The sequence below is a fragment of the Streptomyces sp. NPDC041784 genome, from assembly GCF_055591025.1.
The window spans coordinates 93,728-113,679 of the sequence record NZ_JBVJAB010000024.1; the positions used below are offsets into that span (position 1 = coordinate 93,728).

Sequence of the window (19,952 nt, forward strand, 5' to 3'; positions counted from 1 at the left end):
GCGCCCCTGACGCCACCCCCACCCCCGCCCCTGACACCGTCCCCGACCCCCGGCCCAGCCCAGGAGGCCGCCGTATGACCGCCCTCACGCTGCGCCGCGAGTCACCCCCCGCGGCCACCGCTCCCCGGAACCCGCACCCCCGCTGGCTCCTGCGCCTGCACCGCCCCGCCCTGTACGTCTGGGCCGGTCTCGTCGCCGTCCTCGCCCTCGGCCTGGTGTGGCTGTGGGGCCCGCTCACCGACGCGTCGGCCGACGCCTGGCGGCAGTACCGCACCTGCGCCGGCGACGACGGCCCCTGCTCCTACGACCAGGACGCGATCGTCATGTACAAGTCGGTGTACAACTACACGACCGCGCCCCTGACCGCGCTCCCCTTCCTCATCGGCGCCTGGTCGGGCGCCGCCCTGGTCGGCCGCGAGCTGGAGCACGGCACCGCGTACCTCGCCTGGACCCAGGGCCTGTCCCCGACCCGCTGGCTGGCCACCAAGCTCGCCGTGCCCGCCGTCCTCGTCACCGCGGGCACCGGGCTGCTCGTCGCGCTGCACCACCTGGCGTGGTCGGCGGGCGAGGGCCGGATCGACACCGCCAAGAGCTGGTCGGACAGCATGACCCTGCACGCCAACGGCCCCACCACCGTCGCCTTCGCCCTCGCCGGCCTGGCCGGCGGCGCCCTCGCGGGCCTGCTGCTGCGCCGCACGCTGCCCGCGCTGCTCCTCTCCCTCGGCGTCGTCGCGGCCGTACGGCTCCTGGCCGGTCTGGCCATGCCGCACCTGTGGCCGGCCGTCACCCGCGTCAGCGGCCTCGAGGACGGCTACCGGGGTTCGGGCCTCTCGGTCGACGCGGGCCTGGTCACCTCCACCGGCGCGCACATCGCCGACCCCGGCTGCGGGCCGGCGACGGTCTCCTCCGGCTGCGAGGCCGTGTACGCCAGGCTCGACGCCACCGGCTTCTACACCACCTACCACCCCGAGTCACACTTCTGGGGCCTCCAGCTGACCACGTCCGCCCTCGTCCTGGCCGTCGCCGCCGCCCTCACGGTGGCCGCGTTCGCCCTGGTCAGGCGGACGACGGCCTCCTCGCGCGGCCTCCGGGAGAGCGCCGTATGACCGCCACTGGAGAGCGCACCAGGACCGCCGGAGTGCCTGCCGGAGTCCCCGCCGCCGCCCGCGAGGACGGCCGGACCGGCTGGGGCACCGTACGCACCGTGCTGCGCGTGCACCGCGCGGCGCTCGTCCTGTGGGGCGTCCTCGTGGCCGCCGCGGCCGGTGGGCTGGTGTGGCTCACCGAGGAGACCGAGCGCAAGGTGCGCGCCGAGCAGGAGGCCTGCCGGCAGGCGGGCCCGGAGTGGTGCGACATGACCGTCGGCTGGGTCGGCTACGACGCGCTGATCGGCTGGATCGGGTTCTTGACCGCCGGCGCCTTCGTCGCCGTGGCCGCCTTCGCGGGCGGCGCGCTGATCGGCCGCGAGCTGGACAGCGGCACCGCGCGCCTGGCCTGGACCCAGGGCATCACCCCCACCCGCTGGCTCGCCGCCAAGCTCGCCGTCCCCGCGCTCGTCGTGACGCCCGGCCTGACCGCCGTGGTCCTGGTGTTCCGCTGGGCCTGGTCCGCCACCCGTCCCGTGCAATTCGCCGACTGGTGGTCGTGGGAGTCGTTCGCGGCCCGCGGCCCGGTCGCGGTCGCGTACGCCCTGTGCGCGCTCGCCGTCGGCACGCTCGCCGGGCTCCTGCTGCGCCGCGCCCTGCCCGCCCTGGGCGTCTCCGTCGCCGCGATGCTGGGGCTCAGCCTGTTTCTGACGCAGTTCCGCGCCTCCCTGTGGCCCGCGGTGACCCTCACCGGACCCACGGACACCCCCGAGTTCCCCGAGGGCTCCTGGGACGTGGAGTCCGGCGTGCTGGTGCACGGGCGCGAGACCCCGGACTTCGACTACGGGCCGTGCGACCGCCCGGGGACCTCGCCGGAACGCTGCCTCGACGACCTGGGCGTCACCGGCTACTACACGCGTTTCCACCCCGAGTCCCACTACTGGCCGCTCCAGCTCGTGGAGAGCGGGATCGTGCTCGCCGTCGCCGTCCTCGCCACGGCCGCCGCGTTCCTCCTCCTGCGCAGCCGCACGGCGGCCACCGGCGGCTGATCCCCGCGTCCTTCGCACACGCGTGTGTCCCGCCACCGGGGAGGGGCACACGCGGACGCGATCGACCCCCGCGAGCCGCCCCCCGATATCCCATACGCCATGTCTCCGTAACCACCGGTTCAGACGACCTTGCGACGCTCGATCAATGAACCCCGCCGTGCCCGAGGCCTCGCCTCCCCCTGAGGGGAATCGCCCCGACGGGAGCGCCTCCGTGCTCCCCTCCGCACGTTCCGACGCGCCTGTAACGCCGCTGGCGCGGAAGAATGGGTACATGAGCCAGTCACACGCCCAGGCCGAGGTCCAGCACACACAGCCCTCCGTGGGCTCCATAGCCGCGCACCGCCCGCACACCATCGCGGCCGCGGTATCCGATCTGGAACCCGACCTCGACGCCGACCTCGACGCCTACGAGGACGCGTCGGACGGGGTCCAGCTTCCGCAGGGGCGATTCCTGGACCGGGAGCGCAGCTGGCTCGCGTTCAACGAGCGCGTCCTGGAGTTGGCCGAGGACCCGAACACGCCCCTGCTCGAACGGGCGAACTTCCTCGCCATCTTCGCGAGCAACCTGGACGAGTTCTTCATGGTCCGGGTGGCCGGTCTGAAGCGCCGTATCGCCACCGGGGTCGCCACCCGCTCGGCGTCCGGCCTCCAGCCGCGCGAGGTGCTGGAGATGATCTGGGCCCGCTCCCGCGAGCTGATGGCACGGCACGCCGCGACCTACCACGAGGACATCGCCCCCGCGCTCGCGGAGGAGGGCATCCACCTGGTCCGCTGGCAGGAGCTGACCGAGAAGGAGCAGGCCCGCCTCTTCACGCTGTTCCGGCACCAGATCTTCCCGGTCCTGACGCCGCTGGCCGTCGACCCGGCGCACCCCTTCCCGTACATCTCGGGTCTCTCGCTGAACCTCGCGGTCGTCGTCCGCAACCCGGTCAGCGGCCACAAGCACTTCGCGCGCGTCAAGGTGCCGCCGCTGCTGTCCCGCTTCCTGGAGAGCTCCCCGGGCCGCTACGTCCCCGTCGAGGACGTCATCGGCGCGCACCTGGAGGAGCTGTTCCCGGGCATGGAGGTGCTGGAGCACCACGCCTTCCGGCTCACCCGCAACGAGGACCTGGAGGTCGAGGAGGACGACGCCGAGAACCTCCTCCAGGCCCTGGAGAAGGAACTGATGCGGCGCCGCTTCGGGCCGCCGGTGCGCCTGGAGGTCGAGGAGTCCATCGACCGCGAGGTGCTCGACCTGCTGGTGCGCGAGCTGAAGATCTCCGAGGCCGAGGTCTACCCGCTGCCCGGTCCGCTCGACCTCACCGGTCTCTTCCGCATCCACGGCCTCGACCGGCCGGAGCTGAAGTACCAGAAGTTCATCGCCGGCACGCACCGCGACCTCGCCGAGGTGGAGTCCGCCTCCGCCCCCGACATCTTCGGCGCGCTGCGCAACCGCGATGTGCTCCTGCACCACCCGTACGACAGCTTCTCCACCTCCGTCCAGGCGTTCCTGGAGCAGGCGGCCGCCGACCCGGACGTCCTCGCGATCAAGCAGACCCTGTACCGGACCTCGGGCGACTCCCCCATAGTCGACGCGCTCATCGAGGCCGCCGAGGCCGGCAAGCAGGTCCTCGTCCTGGTCGAGATCAAGGCCCGCTTCGACGAGCACGCCAACATCAAGTGGGCGCGCAAGCTGGAGGAGGCCGGCTGCCATGTCGTCTACGGCCTCGTCGGTCTGAAGACCCACTGCAAGCTGTCCCTGGTGGTCCGCCAGGAGGGCGAGACGCTCCGGCGGTACTGCCACGTCGGCACCGGCAACTACCACCCGAAGACGGCCCGGCTCTACGAGGACCTCGGTCTGCTCACCGCCGACCCGCAGGTCGGCGCGGACCTCTCCGACCTGTTCAACCGGCTCTCCGGCTACTCCCGCCGCGAGACCTACCGCCGGCTCCTGGTCGCCCCGAAGTCGCTGCGCGACGGTCTGGTCTCGCGCGTCGAGAAGGAGATCCAGCACCACCGTGCCGGACGTCCCGCGTACGTCCGTTTCAAGGTGAACTCCATCGTCGACGAGGCGCTGATCGACTCCCTCTACCGCGCGTCCCAGGCGGGCGTGCCGGTGGAGGTGTGGGTGCGCGGCATCTGCGCCGTGCGCCCGGGCGTGCCCGGCCTGTCGGAGAACATCGAGGTCCGCTCGATCCTCGGCCGCTTCCTGGAGCACTCCCGGATCTTCGCCTTCGGCAACGGCGGCGAGCCCGAGGTGTGGATCGGCAGCGCCGACATGATGCACCGCAACCTCGACCGCCGTATCGAGGCCCTGGTCAGGGTCACCGACCCGGCCCACCGGGCGGCCCTGAACCGGCTGCTGGAAACCGGCATGTCCGACGCCACCGCCTCCTGGCACCTCGGCCCCGACGGCGAGTGGACCCGGCACGCGACGGACCCGGACGGCCAGCCCCTGCGCAACATCCAGGAGATGCTCATAGACGCCCGGAGGCGCCGGCGTGGCACAGCAACACCATGACCTGACGGACCCCGCGGCCGGGCCCTCCCCCACGCTCGGCGCCGGCCGAGCGGAAGGGACCCCCACCGGAGACGCCCTCGCGGGCTATCTCCGGGCCCAGGCCACGGACTTCCTCCGCGCCCTGCGTCTGCACCGGGAGGCCGGTGGCACGACGGGCGGCGCCGAGGGCTCCGTCGACGCGGTGCGCGCCCTGCGCCGCACCGCCCGTCGCATCAGCGGCAGCCTGCACACCTTCCGTCCGCTGCTCGACGCCGACTGGTCGGAACAGATCCGCCCCGAACTGGCCTGGCTGTCGGGCACGTTGGCCTTGGAACACGCGTGCGGGGCGCGTCTGGAGCGCCTGCTGCTGGCGCTGCACCGGCTGTCGGGCGCCGCGGTGGTGCCCGCCCAGGCGGGCGCGGTCATGGGCGGCCGTTCCGCTGGGGCGGACGCCGCCCCGCTGAAGGCCGGGTCCGCCGGACCGGCGCCCGTCCCGGACCGCGGCAACCTCACCGTGGGCGCGGCGAAGGCGGGTGCCCTCCTGGACCGCCAGCTCACCCTCGCCCGTACCCGGGCCCACTCCACGGCCCTCCAGGCCCTGGGCTCCTCCCGGTTCCACGCCGTCGCGGACAAGGTCGCCGTCCTCGCCAGCGAGGTCCCGCTCACCGCCGCTGCCGCCATCACCGACCTGCGCCCGCAGGCCGCCGCCGCCGAGGAACGCCTCGCGGACGCCGTCGCCGCCCTCCCCCTGGTCACCGCGGGCAACCCGTACAACGCGGAGGCCCTGGTCCACGGCCTCTCCCCGGACCCGGCCCCGCACCCGCAGGACGCCCCCTGGCACCAGGTCCGCCTCCTGCTGCGGCTGCACCGCTACGCGTGCGAGGTGCTGTACGGCCCCACCACGCCCCTCGACGTCCGGCTGCTCACCGCCGGCCAGGCCCTGGACCGGCACCGCGACGCGTCGGAGGCGGCGTCCGCGGCGGCCCAGGCCGCCCGTACCCCCCGCATCGCACCCGCGACGGCCTACGCCCTCGGCGTGCTGCACGCGCACCAGCGCCACGAGGTGGAGGCGGCCCGCTACGCCTTCCAGCGCTCGTGGCCCAAGCACACCATCGGCACGCCCTAGAACAACCCGCACGCCTTAGAACATCTGCACGCCTTAGAACAATCGGCACGCCCTAGAACAATCGGCACGCTCTGGAACAGCAGTCGAGCAGGCGGTGAGAACCAGGTGAGTTCCCCGAACGAGATCCCCGTCCAGGCTGCCGGATGCGTCCTGTGGCGCCGTTCGCCGGCAGACGGTGAACTGGAGGTGTGCCTGGTCCACCGACCGAAATACGACGACTGGTCGCACCCCAAGGGCAAGCTCAAGCGGGGCGAGGAGCCGCTCGCCGGTGCGCTGCGCGAGGTGGCGGAGGAGACCGGGTACCAGGCCGCGCCCGGGACCCGGTTGCCCACGCTGGAATACGAGGCGAACGGCCGGCCCAAGCAGGTGCGCTACTGGGCGGCCGAGGCCGTGTCCGGTGGTTTCATGCCGAACGACGAGGTAGACCGCCTGCTCTGGCTGCCGCCGGCGTCCGCGCGGACCCGTCTCACCCAGCCCCGGGACCGGGACCTCGTCGACGCCCTGCTGGCCGTCCTCCGCCTGGCGTGATCCGGAACCGGGCCGTGTCCTCAACGTAAGCCTTCCGTGACCTTACCGGGCATTCCCCACGGGTTCACCCTCCGTTCACTCGCGCCCGTAGGCGGCTTCACCTGTTCTGCCTAATTTCGGCCTTACCCGGTGCGGCACGCGACCTGACGGACGCGTCCATGCCACCCATGACTTTCGCACGCCGCCGAATTCAGGCCGGCGGCTCCTGGAAGGATCTCCCTCAAGTGAAGCTTCAGCGCATGAACCGGCGGGCCCTCACCCTCGGTGCTCTCGCCGTCTCCGGCGCCCTGGCCCTCACGGCGTGCGGCTCCGACGACACCGGCTCCGGCGACGCGACCAACAGCTCGTCCGCCACCGCCGCCGCCGGCGACATCAAGTGCGACGACGCGAAGGGCCAGCTCCTCGCCGACGGCTCCTCCGCGCAGAAGAACGCGATCGACGCCTGGGTCAAGAACTTCACCCAGGCCTGCAGCGGCGTCCAGGTCAACTACAAGGGCTCCGGCTCGGGTGCCGGTGTCACCGCGTTCACCCAGGGCACCGTCGCCTTCGCCGGTTCCGACTCCGCTCTGAAGCCCGAAGAGGTCACCGCCTCCAAGCAGGTCTGCACCGGCGGCCAGGGCATCGACCTTCCGATGGTCGCCGGCCCGATCGCCGTGGCGTACAACGTCTCCGGCGTGGACAACCTCGTCCTCGACGCCCCGACGATCGCCAAGATCTTCGACGGCAAGATCAAGAACTGGAACGACGCGGCGATCGCCAAGCTCAACCCCGACGCGAAGCTGCCCGACCTGAAGATCCAGCCGTACCACCGCTCGGACGAGTCGGGTACGACGGACAACTTCACCAAGTACCTGATCGCCGCCACCCCGGACAACTGGAAGTACGAGGGCGGCAAGGCCTGGCAGGCCGCGGGCGGCCAGTCGGCGGCCGGCTCCTCCGGTGTCGCCCAGGGCGTCAAGCAGACCAACGGCGCCATCGGTTACATGGAGCTGTCCTACGCCAAGGACGGTCTGGGCACGGTCGCCATCGACACCGGTGCCGCCGAGCCGGTCAAGGCCTCCTCCGACGGCGCCACGAAGGCCGTCGCCGCCGCCCAGGTCGTCGGCACCGGCAACGACCTGTCGCTGAAGCTCGACTACACGACCAAGGCCGACGGCGCCTACCCGATCACCCTGGTCACGTACGAGATCGCCTGCGACAAGGGCAACAAGGCCGCGACGCTGCCCGCCACCAAGGCGTTCCTGCGCTACATCGCCAGCGAGCAGGGCCAGGGCATCCTCTCGGGCATCGACTACGCGCCGATCCCCGACGCCATCATCACCAAGGTCCGCACCACCATCGAGGGCCTGAGCTGATCCGAAGGTGCGGTCCGGCACCGGGGTGACCCGGTCCGGACCGCACCCGTCCGGTGCACCGCCGCCAGGGGCCGCCCGTCGACGGCCCCGCCCGAGCCGCCCACTCCCGCAGACGGCTCCGCAGACCGGAGACCCCCATGGACATATCAACCAAGAAGACAGGTACAGGCGCCGACGACGCGCCTCCCCCCACGAACGCCCCGTCGGTCGAGCAGAAGCGCGCGGCCCGTGGCGCCACCCGCCCCGGTGACCGCATCTTCCTCGCTCTCTCCCGAGGGTCGGGCATCCTGCTGCTCGTGATCATGGCAGCGATCGCGGTCTTCCTGACCTATCGCGCCTATCTCGCCATCAGCAAGGACGACGCGAACTTCCTCACCACCTTCGAGTGGAACACCGGCCTGGTCCCGCCGAAGTTCGGCATCGCGGTCCTGGCCTTCGGCACGGTGGTCTCGTCGATCATCGCCATGGTCATCGCGGTCCCGATCGCGGTCGCCATCGCGCTGTTCATCACCCACTACGCCCCGCGCAAGCTGAGCGGTCCGGTCGCCTACGTGATCGACCTGCTCGCCGCGGTCCCGTCCATCGTGTACGGCCTCTGGGGCGCCCTCGTCCTCGTGCCGTACCTGGACGGCCTGTTCGGATGGCTGAACGAATTCTTCGGCTGGACCGGGATCTTCTCGTGGGACGAGGGCGCTCCGCGCTCGATGCTCACCGTCGGCATCCTCCTGGCGATCATGATCCTGCCGATCATCACCAACGTCAGCCGCGAGGTCTTCCGCCAGGTCCCGCAGATGCACGAGGAGGCGGCCCTGGCGCTCGGCGCCACCCGCTGGGAGGTCATCCGCATGTCGGTGATCCCCTTCGGCCGCTCCGGCGTGATCTCGGCCTCGATGCTCGGCCTCGGCCGCGCACTCGGCGAGACGATGGCCGTGGCCACCGTGCTCTCCCCCGACTTCGACATCCACGCCAGCCTGCTGAACCCCGGCGGCGGCACCTTCGCCCAGAACATCGCCAGCAAGTTCAACGAGGCGACCGAGTTCGGCCGTGACGCGCTCATCGCCTCCGGTCTGGTCCTGTTCGTCATCACCCTGCTGGTCAACGGCGCGGCGCGCATGATCATCGCCCGTCGCAAGGAGTACTCGGGGGCCAACGCATGAGCCACGCAGCAGTAGTCTCCGACAAGCGCCCCAGCACCCTGCGCGGCGCCAGCCTCCCGAAGTGGGCGCCGTACGCGATCGCGGCCGGCTCGATCGTCGTGGCCGTCGCCATCGGTCTGGGCGCCGGCCTGCACAGCCGGATCCAGTGGGGCCTGATCGCCGGCCTCCTCTTCGTCTTCGGCACGTTCGGCATCGCCGCGAAGGTGGAGGGCCGCCGCCAGGCGAAGGACCGCGTGGCCACCGCGCTGGTCTGGGTCGCCTTCTTCGCGGCCGTGGTCCCGCTGGTCTCTCTCCTCTGGACGACCATCGCGCGCGGCGTGAAGGTCCTGGACGTCTACTTCCTGACCCACTCCATGGGTGTGGTCGCCGACTCCGAGCCGGGCGGCGGTATCTACCACGCCATCATCGGCACCCTGGAGCAGGTCGGCCTGGCCACCCTGATCGGCGCGCCGATCGGCATCCTGACGGCGATCTACCTGGTCGAGTACGGCCGCGGCAGCCTGGCGAGGGCCGTGACCTTCTTCGTGGACGTCATGACCGGTATCCCGTCCATCGTCGCGGGTCTGTTCATCCTCAGCCTCATGCTGATGTTCGACATGCAGCCCTTCGGCTTCGCGGGCTCCCTCGCCCTGGCCATCCTGATGATGCCGGTCGTCGTACGCTCGACCGAGGAAATGCTGAAGCTCGTCCCGAACGAACTGCGTGAGGCGAGCCTGGCGCTCGGCGTCCCGAAGTGGCGCACCATTCTCAAGGTGGTGGTTCCGACCTCGATCGGCGGCATCATCACCGGTGTGATGCTGTCGATCGCGCGTATCGCGGGTGAGACCGCCCCTGTCCTGCTGTTGGTCTTCGGTAACCCCTTCATCAACAACAACCCCTTCGAAGGGGCGCAGGCGTCGCTGCCGCTGTACATCTACCAGCAGTACTCGCAGAGCGCGGGTTCGACGGCGGCCTACGACCGAGCCTGGGCGGCCTCGCTCACGCTGATCGCCTTCGTGATGATCCTCAACATGGTGGCCCGCGGCATCGCCCGCTGGAAGGCCCCGAAGACCGGTCGCTGACCGCGGCCCCTCAGCGACCGAGACTGGAAGTGAAGAAGTAGCCATGTCCAAGCGAATCGACGTAAGCGGACTGACCGCGTACTACGGCGCCCACAAGGCGATCGAGGACATCTCGATGACGGTCGAGCCGCGCTCGGTGACGGCGTTCATCGGCCCCTCCGGCTGCGGCAAGTCGACGTTCCTGCGCACGCTCAACCGTATGCACGAGGTGACGTCCGGCGGCCGGGTCGAGGGCAAGGTGCTCCTCGACGACGAGGACCTGTACGGCGCGGGGGTGGACCCGGTGTCGGTCCGCCGCGAGATCGGCATGGTCTTCCAGCGTCCGAACCCCTTCCCCACGATGTCGATCTTCGACAACGTGGCGGCGGGTCTGCGCCTCAACGGCAGCTACAAGAAGAGCGAGCTGGCCGAGGTCGTCGAGAAGTCCCTCAAGGGCGCGAACCTCTGGAACGAGGTCAAGGACCGCCTGAACAAGCCGGGCTCCGGCCTGTCCGGCGGCCAGCAGCAGCGCCTGTGCATCGCGCGCGCCATCGCGGTCGAGCCGAAGGTCCTCCTCATGGACGAGCCCTGCTCGGCCCTCGACCCGATCTCCACCCTCGCCATCGAGGACCTGATCGGCGAGCTGAAGGAGCGCTTCACGATCGTCATCGTGACGCACAACATGCAGCAGGCGGCCCGTGTCTCCGACCGCACCGCCTTCTTCAACCTGGCGGCCGTCGGCCAGCCCGGCAAGCTGATCGAGATCGACGACACGGAGCGCATCTTCTCCAACCCGTCCGTCCAGGCGACGGAGGACTACATCTCGGGCCGCTTCGGCTAGACCGACGCCCGCACAAGACCCCTCGCGGTGCTGCATGGCGGTGCCACCGCGAGGCCGCAAAAGGGCCCGCCCTCCGTTCCGGGGGGCGGGCCCATGCATTTGCCTCCGGCGGCGGACCGGCTTGGCTGGGCTGAACCCCGGCTCACCTTGATCGATGCGGGTCAGCGAGCTTGGGGGGCGACAGGGGGGACGTCGGCCGGCGACAGGGGGGACGTCGACCGACGGGGCCAGGGACGGGAAGGGGGGCGGGGACGGGAACGGAGGCGGGGACGGGGGCGGAGGCGGGAACGGGGGCGGAGGCGGGAACGGGGGCGGAGGCGGGAACGGGGGCGGAGGCGGGAACGGGGGCGGAGGCGGGAACGGGGGCGGAGGCGGGAACGGAGGCGGAGGCGGGAACGGGGGCGGAGGCGGGAACGGAGGCGGGAACGGAGGCGGAGGCGGGAACGGGGGCGGAGGCGGGAACGGGGGCGGGGCGGCGATGGGGACCCGGGGCGGGCGAACGGGAAGGGCCGGGGGAGACGGAAACCCCTGCGGGGGCAGGGGTGCGGGGGACGCAGACCCCGCGGGGACAGGCATGCCGGGGACGCAGACCCCGCGGGGACAGGCATGCCGGGGACGCAGACCCCGCGGGGACAGGCATGCCCGGCGACGGAAACCCCACGGGGACAGGCATGCCCGGCGACGGAAACCCCACGGGGACAGGCATGCCCGGCGACGGAAACCCCACGGGGGCGAGGGCGCAAGGGGACGAAGTCCCCGCAGGGACAGGGGTGCAGGGGACGAAGTCCCCGCCGGGGCCCGGGGCAGAGCCCCAAAACAACACCCACCCCAACCCACCGAGTCAAACACCCGACCAGGCACCCACACCCCAAGGAGACAAAGTCCCCGCGGACACAGGAGCGCAGGGGACGAAGTCCCCGCCGGGGTCCGGGGCGGAGCCCCGAGGCGAGGGCCACTCCTCATCCAACCGAGTCGGGTGGGTGGGTGGGCGAGGACGGGAGGGCCACCCCCTCACCCCAGGAAGAAACCCCCGCCCGACTACAGAAACGCCAGGTTCACGACCCAGAACGCCACCGCCGCGACCACCGCAGCCGCCGGCATCGTGATGAACCACCCCATCACAATGTTCTTCGCGACACCCCACCGCACGGCATTGATCCGCTTCGTCGCCCCCACACCCATGATCGCCGAGGTGATCACATGCGTCGTGGAGATAGGCGCCTTGAACAGAAACGCCGTAGTGAACATGATCGACGCCCCCGTCGTCTCCGCCGCGAACCCCTGCGGCGGATCCAACTCGATGATCTTCCGCCCCAGCGTCCGCATGATCCGCCACCCACCGGCATACGTCCCCGCGGACAACATCACCGCACAGACGATCTTCACCCACACCGGGATCGGATCCCCGTAGTCCTCGACACCCGCGATGACCAGCGCCATCACCACGATGCCCATCGTCTTCTGCGCGTCCTGGAGACCGTGCCCGAGCGCCATCCCGGCCGCCGATACGGTCTGCGCTATCCGAAAGCCCCGCTTGGCCTTGTGCGGATTGGCCCGCCGGAACATCCACAGAATCGCGGTCATCACCAGATAACCGACGATCAGCCCCACCACCGGCGAGACGAACATCGGAATGACGACCTTCTCCAGGACCCCGTCCCAGTAGACCGTCGTCCCCCCGGCCAGCGCCGCCCCCACCATCCCACCGAACAGCGCGTGCGACGACGACGAAGGCAGCCCGAAGTACCACGTGACGAGGTTCCAGGTGATCGCCCCGACCAGCGCGGCGAAGAGGATCCCCATCCCCGTCGATCCCTGGGGCGTCTCGATCAGCCCCTCACTGACCGTCTTGGCGACCCCGGACCCCAGAAACGCACCGGCGAGATTCATCACCGCCGCCATCGCCAGCGCGGCACGCGGCGTCAGCGCCCGTGTCGACACCGAGGTCGCGATGGCGTTCGCCGAATCGTGGAAACCGTTCGTGTACGTGAAAAAAAGCGCGACCCCAATGGTCACGACCAGAGCAAAGGTGTCCATGAACGGCTCAGGACTCCTTGACGGCGATGGTCTCCACCGTGTTCGCCACATGCTCGAACGCGTCGGCAGCTTCCTCCAGCACGTCCACGATCTGCTTGAGCTTCAGCACCTCGATCGCGTCGTACTTGCCGTTGAACAGATGCGCCAGCAGCTTCCGGTGGATCTGGTCCGCCTGGTTCTCCAGCCGGTTGACCTCGATCCAGTACTCGGTGAGGTTCTCCATCGTCCGAAGGTTCGGCATCGCCTCGGCCGTCAGCTCGGCCGCCCGCGCCAGCACCTCGATCTGCTGCTCGACCCCCTTCGGCAGCTCCTCGACGTTATAGAGGACGACCAGGTCGACGGCCTCCTCCATGAAGTCCATGATGTCGTCGAGGCAGGACGCGAGAGAATAGATGTCCTCACGGTCGAACGGCGTGATGAACGAGGAGTTCAGCTGGTGGAAGATCGCGTGCGTGGCGTCGTCACCGGCGTGTTCCGCGGCCCGCATACGCTCTGCGATCTCGGCCCGGCCGGACGAGTCCGCCCCGAGCAGTTCCATCAGGAGTTTCGAGCCCGTGACGATGTTGTCCGCGGATGCGGCGAACATGTCGTAGAAGCTCGTCTCCCTGGGGGTCAGACGAAAGCGCACGTGAGGTCCTCAGAATGCATCGGTTTCGGTCATGCGGGCGGCCAGGTTGATGCTAGGCGCACCATCCGACCATGGCTATCGGGCCGTCCCCCAGTGTCGCCCATCGGGCAGAGTGATCAGCACATGGGCAGTTCAAGGGGCCTCAAGGGCCCTGTACCCGCAAAGTTCGTTACGATATACCCGGCAGGGGTATATGTCCGGAACGGGAGGATGCGATGACGACCACTGAGGTCACCGAGGCCGCCGAGCCGGCCCCCACCGGGGCCACCGAGGACACGGATCCCAAAACCGACGCGACCGTCACGACCGCCACAACCGACGCGACCGTCACGACCGCCACGCCCGCCACGCCCGCCACGACCGGTGAGACCCACACCACGCACGGCTACCACAAACAGAAGGACGAGCACCTCAAGCGCCTGCGCCGGATCGAGGGCCAGATCCGCGGCCTCCAGCGGATGGTCGACGAGGACACCTACTGCATCGACATACTCACCCAGGTGTCCGCCTCCACCAAGGCGCTCCAGTCCTTCGCCCTCCAGCTGCTGGAGGAACACCTGCGCCACTGCGTCGCCGACGCGGCCATCAAGGGCGGCGACGAGATCGACGCGAAGGTCGAGGAAGCCACGAAGGCGATCGGCCGCCTACTCCGCACCTGACCCGGACACCGCACCCGCACCCGCACCCGCACCCGAAGGACCGGAACCGGACACCCCACCCGACCCGGAACCAGCAGCCGCCCCACTCCCCCCACCGGCCGCCGCCCGCTCCTCCCCCACCCGCAACACCTGGTCGATGCTCTCGAGACTGAGCCGCTCCTCCGCCGCCGACGCCGCGATGATCAGCTCCCCGCACAGCTCGATCTCGGCGAGGGCCACGTGGTCCTGAACTGCCGTACCGCCGACCGGAGCCACGCGCATCACCTCGTCTCTGCCGTCACCGGCTTCCTAGAGTAGGGAGCCGTATACACCGCGCGCATGGCACGGACGGGCTAGTCCTTGTGCCCGTCCCGTGACCGAATCCGACCGTCCGGCCCCCGTCCATCCGCCCTTGCGTCCTTCTGCCCCTGCCCCGGTCCCCTCACGTCAGTCCTCCGCGATCCGCCCGGCGTAGATGTCCCCGGGCGCCGGCAGCCGTACGTCGACGGGGGCCCCGAAGTCGTACAGCAAGGTCGTGGAGGCCACCGCCACCGCCTCCTCCCGCCGCCCGTTGACGAAGCTGAACCGGTGCCGGACCTTGCGGATCCGCCCCTCGTCGTCGAGGTACACATCGAACGGCACCCGCGCCGAAGCGAACCCTTTCGCCGCCGCCCGCAGCGACCCCCGGCCGCCCGCGGAGGCCCCCTCCGCCGCCATCGCCAGGTCCGCCGTCCCCCGGTAGTGCCACACCGTCGTCCCCGCCAGCTCGGTCCGTCCGACGTACGTCGCCGTACGCGTCCCCCGCAGCACCTCGGCCGCGGCGAACGGGTCGGTGGCCCCGCCGGTCACCAGGTTCCCGTCGGACAGCGTCGCCGTCTCCACCCGCACCCACTTGTCCTCGGGCACCCCCGCACCCCGGTTCTTCATGAACAGCGCGCCGGGCGCGAGGAGTTCGGTGATCGGCCGGTGCTCGACGGTCCCGGCCGGATCCTGCGGCAGCATCACCTTCAGCTCCCCGAGCTGCCGGCGGTAGTCGTAGACCCCCTGGCCTCGGATGGTGACCCGGGTCCCCCCGGTGGCCATCTCCATCGACGTGCGCGCCTTCGACGTCCCCGCCCGGACCAGCGTCTCGGCGGCCCGGTGCAGCAGCGGAACGGGATCGCCCGCCCGCCCGTCCTCGGCGTCCGGCCCGCCGCCGGAGCACCCGCCGGCCCCGGTGCAGACCCCGGCCACCAGACCCGCGACGACGACCACCGCACCCCGCCGTCTGTGCCACCGCTGCGCCATCGCCTGCCTGCCTGCCTCAACCGGTACGTCCGTCACGGGCCCCCTGTCGTTCCGGATAACGACGGGTAGGTGGCCCCGTCACGCACCCCCGGCCCCCGGCGACGGCCGAACGGGGCCTTCACCCGGCCAAGGGCACCGCCATAAGGGTTCTTTGCCGAACCTGGGTACCGTTGTCCTCGTGACTCAGCAGGACGGTTCGGCCCCACCCCGCACCGAGGGGGAACACATCACCACGACCGTCGAACAGGGCCGTTTCTGTGTGGCCCGCTGCACCACCTGCGGCTGGCGCGGCCCGGCCCGCAGGGCACGCAGCCTGGCGAGAACCGACGCCGAGGGCCACGGCACCGGCTGAGCACCGGGCTCGGCCCGCGTCACCGTTCCGTCACCGCCGACCCCCCGGAGGAACCCGTTCCCCCAAGGCCCCGTCTCGCAGCATGAAGCCGACAGGCCTAGGACAGCCAACAGGCCGAGGACAGCCGACGGGACGACGGAAGGCGCAGGACATGGAACGGCGTACGTTCATCGCGGGCGGCACGGCCGCACTCGCGGCGGTCACCACGGCCGGGTGCAAGAGCGGCGACAGCGCGGGAGGCGGCACGGACAGCACCGGTCACCCGTCCCTCACCACGACCAGCGTCTCCGCGCCCGCCAACTGGTCGGCCCTCGCCCGTGACCTGGACGGCACACTGGTCCGCCCCGGCGACGCCTCCTGGACCACGGCCCGTCAGCTCTACAACACCCGCTTCGACAGCCTCAAGCCGGCCGCCGTGGCCTACGTCGCCCACAGCGACGACATCCGCACGGTCCTGGCGTACGCCCGCGCCCACCGGACGAAGGTCGCGATCCGCAACGGCGGCCACTCCTACGGCGGCTGGTCCTCCGGCGACGGCCGGCTGATCGTCGACGTGTCGAAGCTGAACCGGGTCCGGGCGAGCGGCAGCTCGGCCGTCGTGGGCGCCGGCGCGAAGCTGATCGACGTCTACCGCGCGCTCGCCGCGAAGGGCGTGACGATCCCGGCGGGCTCCTGCCCCACGGTCGGCGTCTCGGGTCTGGTGCTCGGCGGCGGCCACGGCGTGGTCTCCCGCGCCTACGGCCTGACCTGCGACAGCCTCACCCAGGCCACGATCATCACGGCGGACGGCAAGCAGCTGGTCACCAGCGCCACCCAGAACAAGGACCTCTTCTGGGCGCTGCGCGGCGCGGGCAACGGCAACTTCGGCATCGTCACCGAACTCCACTTCAAGACCCACCCCGCGCCCCAGGCGGTCACGGGCTATCTCACCTGGCCCTGGGCGAAGGCGGCCGCGGTGGTGAAGGCCTGGCAGGAGTGGGGGCCGTCCCAGCCCGACGAGATCTGGTCCTCGCTCCACCTGTCCGCCTCGCCCGGCCGCACCCCCACGGTCTCGGTCGCCGCGTTCTGCATAGGCACCTACGGCCAGCTCCAGAACGCCGTCGACCGTCTCGCGGACCGGGTGGGCGCCCCGGCGTCGAGCGTGTCGCTGCGCCGCCGCTCGTACGAGGACGCGATGGAGATCTACGCCGGCTGCTCCTCCTTCTCCACCGACGCCCAGTGCCACCTGCCGGGCTCGACCCCGGGCCGCTCCCCGCAGGGCAAGCTGGGCCGGGAGACGTACGCGGCCCGTTCGGACTTCTTCGACCGCTCGCTGTCGACAGCCGGCGTCCAGACCCTGCTCAAGCAGATCACGGCGGTGCAGGGCGGCGCGGGCAGCATCGCGCTCACCGCGCTCGGCGGCGCGGTCAACCGGGTCTCCCCCACGGCCACCGCCTTCGTCCACCGCCGCTCGCGCATGCTGGCCCAGTACATCGCGTCCTGGGGGTCGGGTTCGGCGGGTACGGCGGCCCAGTCCTGGCTGACCAAGGCGCACAAGGCGATGGGCCCGTACGCCTCGGGCGCCGCCTACCAGAACTACGCGGACCCGACGCTGACGAACTGGCGGAAGGCCTACTACGGCGACGCGCTCCCGCGCCTGACCCAGCTGAAGAAGCAGTACGACCCAAAGGGCTTCTTCACCTACCCGCAGGCACTCTGATCCTCGGGGACCTGCCCCAGGGCTGCCCCAGGACTGGCCCAGGACTGGCCCAGGGCCTGCCCTAGGCGGCCAGGTCCCGCTCCTTGTCGGCCGCCTCGGTCCGCGCCCCCGGGATCACCGCGTCCCGGGCGCCCGCCCGGGCGGCCCGGCTGCGCACGGCCCAGCCGAGCCGGGGCGACCGCTCGACGGCCTTCAGCAGCGGGGTGAGCAGCAGCGAGGCGAGGGGCGACAGCAGCAGGGCGACGGCCGTACCGAGCGCGAAGCCGCCGACGACGTCCGTCGGGTAGTGCACGCCCATGTAGATCCGGCAGAACCCTTCGAGCAGGGCTATGCCGAGCCCCAGGAGCCCGAACCTGCGGTGGGCGACGAACAGCGCGACCGCCATGGCCATGGTGATGGTGGCGTGGTCGCTGACGAAGGAGTAGTCGGTCTTGCCGGAGACCAGGACCTCCAGGCCCTGGTGGTCGAGGAAGGGCCGGGGCCGCTCCACGAACCCGCGTATCGGCACGTTGACGAGGACGGCGACGGCGGCGGCGAGCGGGGCCCACACCAGCGCGGCGACGGAGGACGCGGCCTCCTCGGCGCCACCGGGCCGCCGGCGCACGGTCCACCAGCACCACATGATCAGCAGGATCATGGCGAACAGCAGCCCGTACTCGCCGACGAACTCGACGACCCGGTCCAGCCAGTGCGGAGCGTCCTTCGCGAGCCCATTGATGTCATAGAGCAGGTCGACGTCGGGGTTCGACCCGGAATCGGCGAGTCCAGCCATGGTGCTGCGGCCCCTTCGTCATGTCTTGCGCGGCGCTCGCGTGCGCCTGTCCCCACAGGAACGCACGGCCCCGGTTGATACGTTCCGCTCTCCACTGAATGATCACGCAGACGTTATCGAAGAGAGATACATCACCGCAGCTCAGGGGGTAGGTGGCTGCCTGGATCAGACGGTCGTGGGGAGCGCTTTCGCGCCATCTTCGGTCACGCGGGTGGCACCGAAGTACTTGCGGGTGTCGATCGGGTCGAACCGGATGACGGCGCCCGTGTACGGGGCGTCGATCATGTAGCCGCCGCCGACGTAGATGCCCACGTGGTCGATGGCCCGGGAGTTGGTGGGATCGGGCGAGAAGAACACCAGGTCGCCGGGGAGCAGTTCGTCGCGCGAGGGGTGCGGACCGGCGTTGTACTGGTCGTTGGCGACGCGCGGCAGGGTGATCCCGACACTCTCGTAGGCGGCCTTGGTCAGACCGGAGCAGTCGAACCGTCCCCCCTGGTCAGCGGTGCCGTTCCCGCCCCACAGATAGGGCGTGCCGAGCTTCTTCTGGGCGAAGTAGATGGCCCCTGCCGCCTGTTCGGAGGGGTCGACCCGGCTCACCGGCGCCGCGAAGGACTCCTCCAGGGTCGTGATCGTCTTCACGTAGTTCTGGGTCTCCGAGTACGGCGGCACGCCCCCGTACTTGATGACCGCGTACGCCCCCGCGTTGTAGGCGGCGAGCATGTTCCGGGTGGCGTCCCCGGGGACGTCCTTGACGTACGAGGCGAGCTGGCAGTCGTACGACGCGGCCGATGGAATCGCGTCATTCGGGTCCCAGACGTCACGGTCGCCGTCGCCGTCGCCGTCGATGCCGTGGGTGGCCCAGGTGCCCGGGATGAACTGCGCTATCCCCTGCGCGGCCGCCGCGCTCTGTGCCCTCGGGTTGAAGCCGCTCTCCTGGTACAGCTGGGCGGCGAGCAGCGCGGGGTTGATGGCGGAGCACAGATTGCCCCACTTCTGCACAAGGTTCTGATACGCGGCGGGCACGGCACCCTTGGCGAGCGTCCTGGCGCCGCCGCCGACGCCGTTGGTGAGGTTCCCGGCGACCAGGTACACGCCGACGACGAGCACCATCATGAAGGCGACCCCGGCACCGACGGCAGCGGTCGCTACGATCCATGCCTTACGCACCGTCAACCGCCCCTCGCCGCCCAGGAGTCCGCCCCGGCCAGTGTAGTGGCGGGCCTCACCCTCCGGGGTGATCACGCAGAAGGAGAAAACCGCACGTGGCGAGCCCCTATCCCCCACAGCATCCGGCCCAGTCCAACCCGGCCGCTCCGCAAGGGGGTTACCCGCCAAACGGGGCACCACATCCGGCCTACGCGGGCTACGGCGGCCAGGGCCCGTACGCCCAGCAGCCGACCCAGCCGTACGGCGCCCAGGCACCGGCGGCTTCACCGGCACCGGCACCGGCCTACGGACAGCCGCCGATCGCGGCGTACGGACAGCAGCCGCACGCCCCCGGCTGCCGGATCTGCGGCGCGTACCCGGCGGCGGAGGACGTCACGATCCGCCAGCACACGGGGCTGCTGGTGGCGATGCGGACGGAGAAGGCGGAAGGTCCGCTGTGCCGGACCTGCGCGACCGCGATCCACCGTCAGATGACCACGAAGACCCTGGCGGGCGGCTGGTTCAGCCCGATGTCCCTGTTCCTGCTGTGCTGGCTGACCCTGGCCGCGAACGTCCACGCCCACTTCAAGATCGCCAAACTCCCCCACCCCGCCCCGACCCCCGCCACCCTCCACCCCGGCAAACCGATCCTCCACCGCCCCCTCGCCTACGTGGGCCTGTCGGTGATCGCCAGCTGGCTGGTGTTCCTCATCCTGCGCGGCCTGAGCTGAGG

General features: G+C 70.9%; 19 protein-coding genes. 13 read left to right on the top strand and 6 right to left on the bottom strand.

Annotation, left to right across the window (positions count from 1 at the left end; all coding sequences use genetic code 11):
• Positions 1 to 74 precede the first annotated feature (74 nt).
• The 9 genes from ACZ6D7_RS36185 to pstB all read left to right on the top strand — a co-directional run bounded on the left by ACZ6D7_RS36185 (position 75) and on the right by pstB (position 10,660).
• Positions 75 to 1,106 carry an ABC transporter permease gene (locus tag ACZ6D7_RS36185; protein WP_469500269.1) on the top strand — a complete coding sequence of 344 codons (1,032 nt, stop codon included), beginning with the start codon at positions 75 to 77 and terminating at the stop codon, positions 1,104 to 1,106.
• Positions 1,103 to 2,134, top strand: a complete 1,032-nt coding sequence (locus ACZ6D7_RS36190) for a hypothetical protein (protein ID WP_469500270.1) — start codon at positions 1,103 to 1,105, stop codon at positions 2,132 to 2,134. Before ACZ6D7_RS36185 ends, ACZ6D7_RS36190 begins: the two co-directional genes overlap by 4 nt.
• Before the next feature lie 271 nt (positions 2,135 to 2,405).
• Positions 2,406 to 4,634, top strand: a complete 2,229-nt coding sequence (locus tag ACZ6D7_RS36195) for an RNA degradosome polyphosphate kinase (protein WP_469500272.1) — start codon at positions 2,406 to 2,408, stop codon at positions 4,632 to 4,634.
• Complete coding sequence (locus ACZ6D7_RS36200) at positions 4,615 to 5,739, top strand: CHAD domain-containing protein (RefSeq protein WP_469500274.1); 1,125 nt, start codon at positions 4,615 to 4,617, stop codon at positions 5,737 to 5,739. The genes ACZ6D7_RS36195 and ACZ6D7_RS36200 overlap by 20 nt, the downstream gene beginning before the upstream one ends.
• A 105-nt stretch (positions 5,740 to 5,844) precedes the next feature.
• A complete protein-coding gene (locus tag ACZ6D7_RS36205; RefSeq protein WP_469500276.1) occupies positions 5,845 to 6,267 on the top strand; it encodes an NUDIX hydrolase in 423 nt (140 codons plus the stop codon).
• 224 nt (positions 6,268 to 6,491) lie between these two features.
• Entirely contained in the window at positions 6,492 to 7,622 is a 1,131-nt protein-coding gene (gene pstS / locus ACZ6D7_RS36210; RefSeq protein ID WP_469500280.1) for a phosphate ABC transporter substrate-binding protein PstS, read from the top strand.
• Between the two features lie 137 nt (positions 7,623 to 7,759).
• The gene (gene pstC / locus ACZ6D7_RS36215; RefSeq protein WP_469500282.1) at positions 7,760 to 8,779 is read left to right on the top strand and encodes a phosphate ABC transporter permease subunit PstC; all 1,020 of its coding nucleotides are present in this window, start codon (positions 7,760 to 7,762) and stop codon (positions 8,777 to 8,779) included.
• Positions 8,776 to 9,840 (top strand): phosphate ABC transporter permease PstA, encoded by a 1,065-nt coding sequence (gene pstA / locus ACZ6D7_RS36220; RefSeq protein WP_469500284.1) that lies wholly within the window; start codon positions 8,776 to 8,778, stop codon positions 9,838 to 9,840. Before pstC ends, pstA begins: the two co-directional genes overlap by 4 nt.
• 43 nt (positions 9,841 to 9,883) lie before the next feature.
• On the top strand, positions 9,884 to 10,660 hold the full coding sequence (pstB, locus tag ACZ6D7_RS36225) for a phosphate ABC transporter ATP-binding protein PstB (protein ID WP_469500286.1): 777 nt from the start codon (positions 9,884 to 9,886) through the stop codon (positions 10,658 to 10,660).
• A gap of 1,038 nt (positions 10,661 to 11,698) precedes the next feature.
• Here pstB and ACZ6D7_RS36230 read toward each other — a convergent pair.
• Positions 11,699 to 12,697: an inorganic phosphate transporter gene (locus ACZ6D7_RS36230; RefSeq protein ID WP_469500288.1), complete on the bottom strand. Its 999-nt coding sequence runs from the start codon at positions 12,695 to 12,697 to the stop codon at positions 11,699 to 11,701.
• Between the two features lie 7 nt (positions 12,698 to 12,704).
• Entirely contained in the window at positions 12,705 to 13,325 is a 621-nt protein-coding gene (locus ACZ6D7_RS36235) for a DUF47 domain-containing protein (RefSeq protein ID WP_469500289.1), read from the bottom strand.
• Positions 13,326 to 13,540: 215 nt separating this feature from the next.
• Here ACZ6D7_RS36235 and ACZ6D7_RS36240 point away from each other — a divergent pair, with 215 nt between their 5' ends.
• Positions 13,541 to 13,984: a metal-sensitive transcriptional regulator gene (locus tag ACZ6D7_RS36240; protein ID WP_469500290.1), complete on the top strand. Its 444-nt coding sequence runs from the start codon at positions 13,541 to 13,543 to the stop codon at positions 13,982 to 13,984.
• Here ACZ6D7_RS36240 and ACZ6D7_RS36245 read toward each other — a convergent pair.
• A complete protein-coding gene (locus ACZ6D7_RS36245) occupies positions 13,970 to 14,239 on the bottom strand; it encodes a hypothetical protein (RefSeq protein ID WP_469500339.1) in 270 nt (89 codons plus the stop codon). The two genes, ACZ6D7_RS36240 and ACZ6D7_RS36245, sit on opposite strands and share 15 nt — an antisense overlap.
• Positions 14,240 to 14,410: 171 nt before the next feature.
• Positions 14,411 to 15,250, bottom strand: a complete 840-nt coding sequence (locus ACZ6D7_RS36250) for an SCO4651 family lipoprotein (RefSeq protein ID WP_469500336.1) — start codon at positions 15,248 to 15,250, stop codon at positions 14,411 to 14,413.
• Positions 15,251 to 15,428: 178 nt separating this feature from the next.
• Here ACZ6D7_RS36250 and ACZ6D7_RS36255 point away from each other — a divergent pair, with 178 nt between their 5' ends.
• Both ACZ6D7_RS36255 and ACZ6D7_RS36260 read left to right on the top strand, forming a co-directional pair.
• Positions 15,429 to 15,602: a hypothetical protein gene (locus ACZ6D7_RS36255; protein ID WP_469500292.1), complete on the top strand. Its 174-nt coding sequence runs from the start codon at positions 15,429 to 15,431 to the stop codon at positions 15,600 to 15,602.
• A 151-nt stretch (positions 15,603 to 15,753) separates the two neighbouring features.
• Positions 15,754 to 17,301, top strand: coding sequence for an FAD-binding oxidoreductase (locus ACZ6D7_RS36260; RefSeq protein WP_469500294.1), 1,548 nt, complete (start codon positions 15,754 to 15,756; stop codon positions 17,299 to 17,301).
• A gap of 61 nt (positions 17,302 to 17,362) precedes the next feature.
• Here ACZ6D7_RS36260 and ACZ6D7_RS36265 read toward each other — a convergent pair whose 3' ends face one another.
• Both ACZ6D7_RS36265 and ACZ6D7_RS36270 read right to left on the bottom strand, forming a co-directional pair.
• Positions 17,363 to 18,073, bottom strand: a complete 711-nt coding sequence (locus tag ACZ6D7_RS36265) for a phosphatase PAP2 family protein (protein WP_469500296.1) — start codon at positions 18,071 to 18,073, stop codon at positions 17,363 to 17,365.
• A 165-nt stretch (positions 18,074 to 18,238) separates the two neighbouring features.
• The gene (locus ACZ6D7_RS36270) at positions 18,239 to 19,246 is read right to left on the bottom strand and encodes a C40 family peptidase (protein ID WP_469500338.1); all 1,008 of its coding nucleotides are present in this window, start codon (positions 19,244 to 19,246) and stop codon (positions 18,239 to 18,241) included.
• An 89-nt stretch (positions 19,247 to 19,335) separates the two neighbouring features.
• Between ACZ6D7_RS36270 and ACZ6D7_RS36275 the strand changes: the two genes are divergently transcribed.
• Positions 19,336 to 19,950, top strand: a complete 615-nt coding sequence (locus ACZ6D7_RS36275) for a hypothetical protein (RefSeq protein WP_469500298.1) — start codon at positions 19,336 to 19,338, stop codon at positions 19,948 to 19,950.
• Positions 19,951 to 19,952 lie beyond the last annotated feature (2 nt).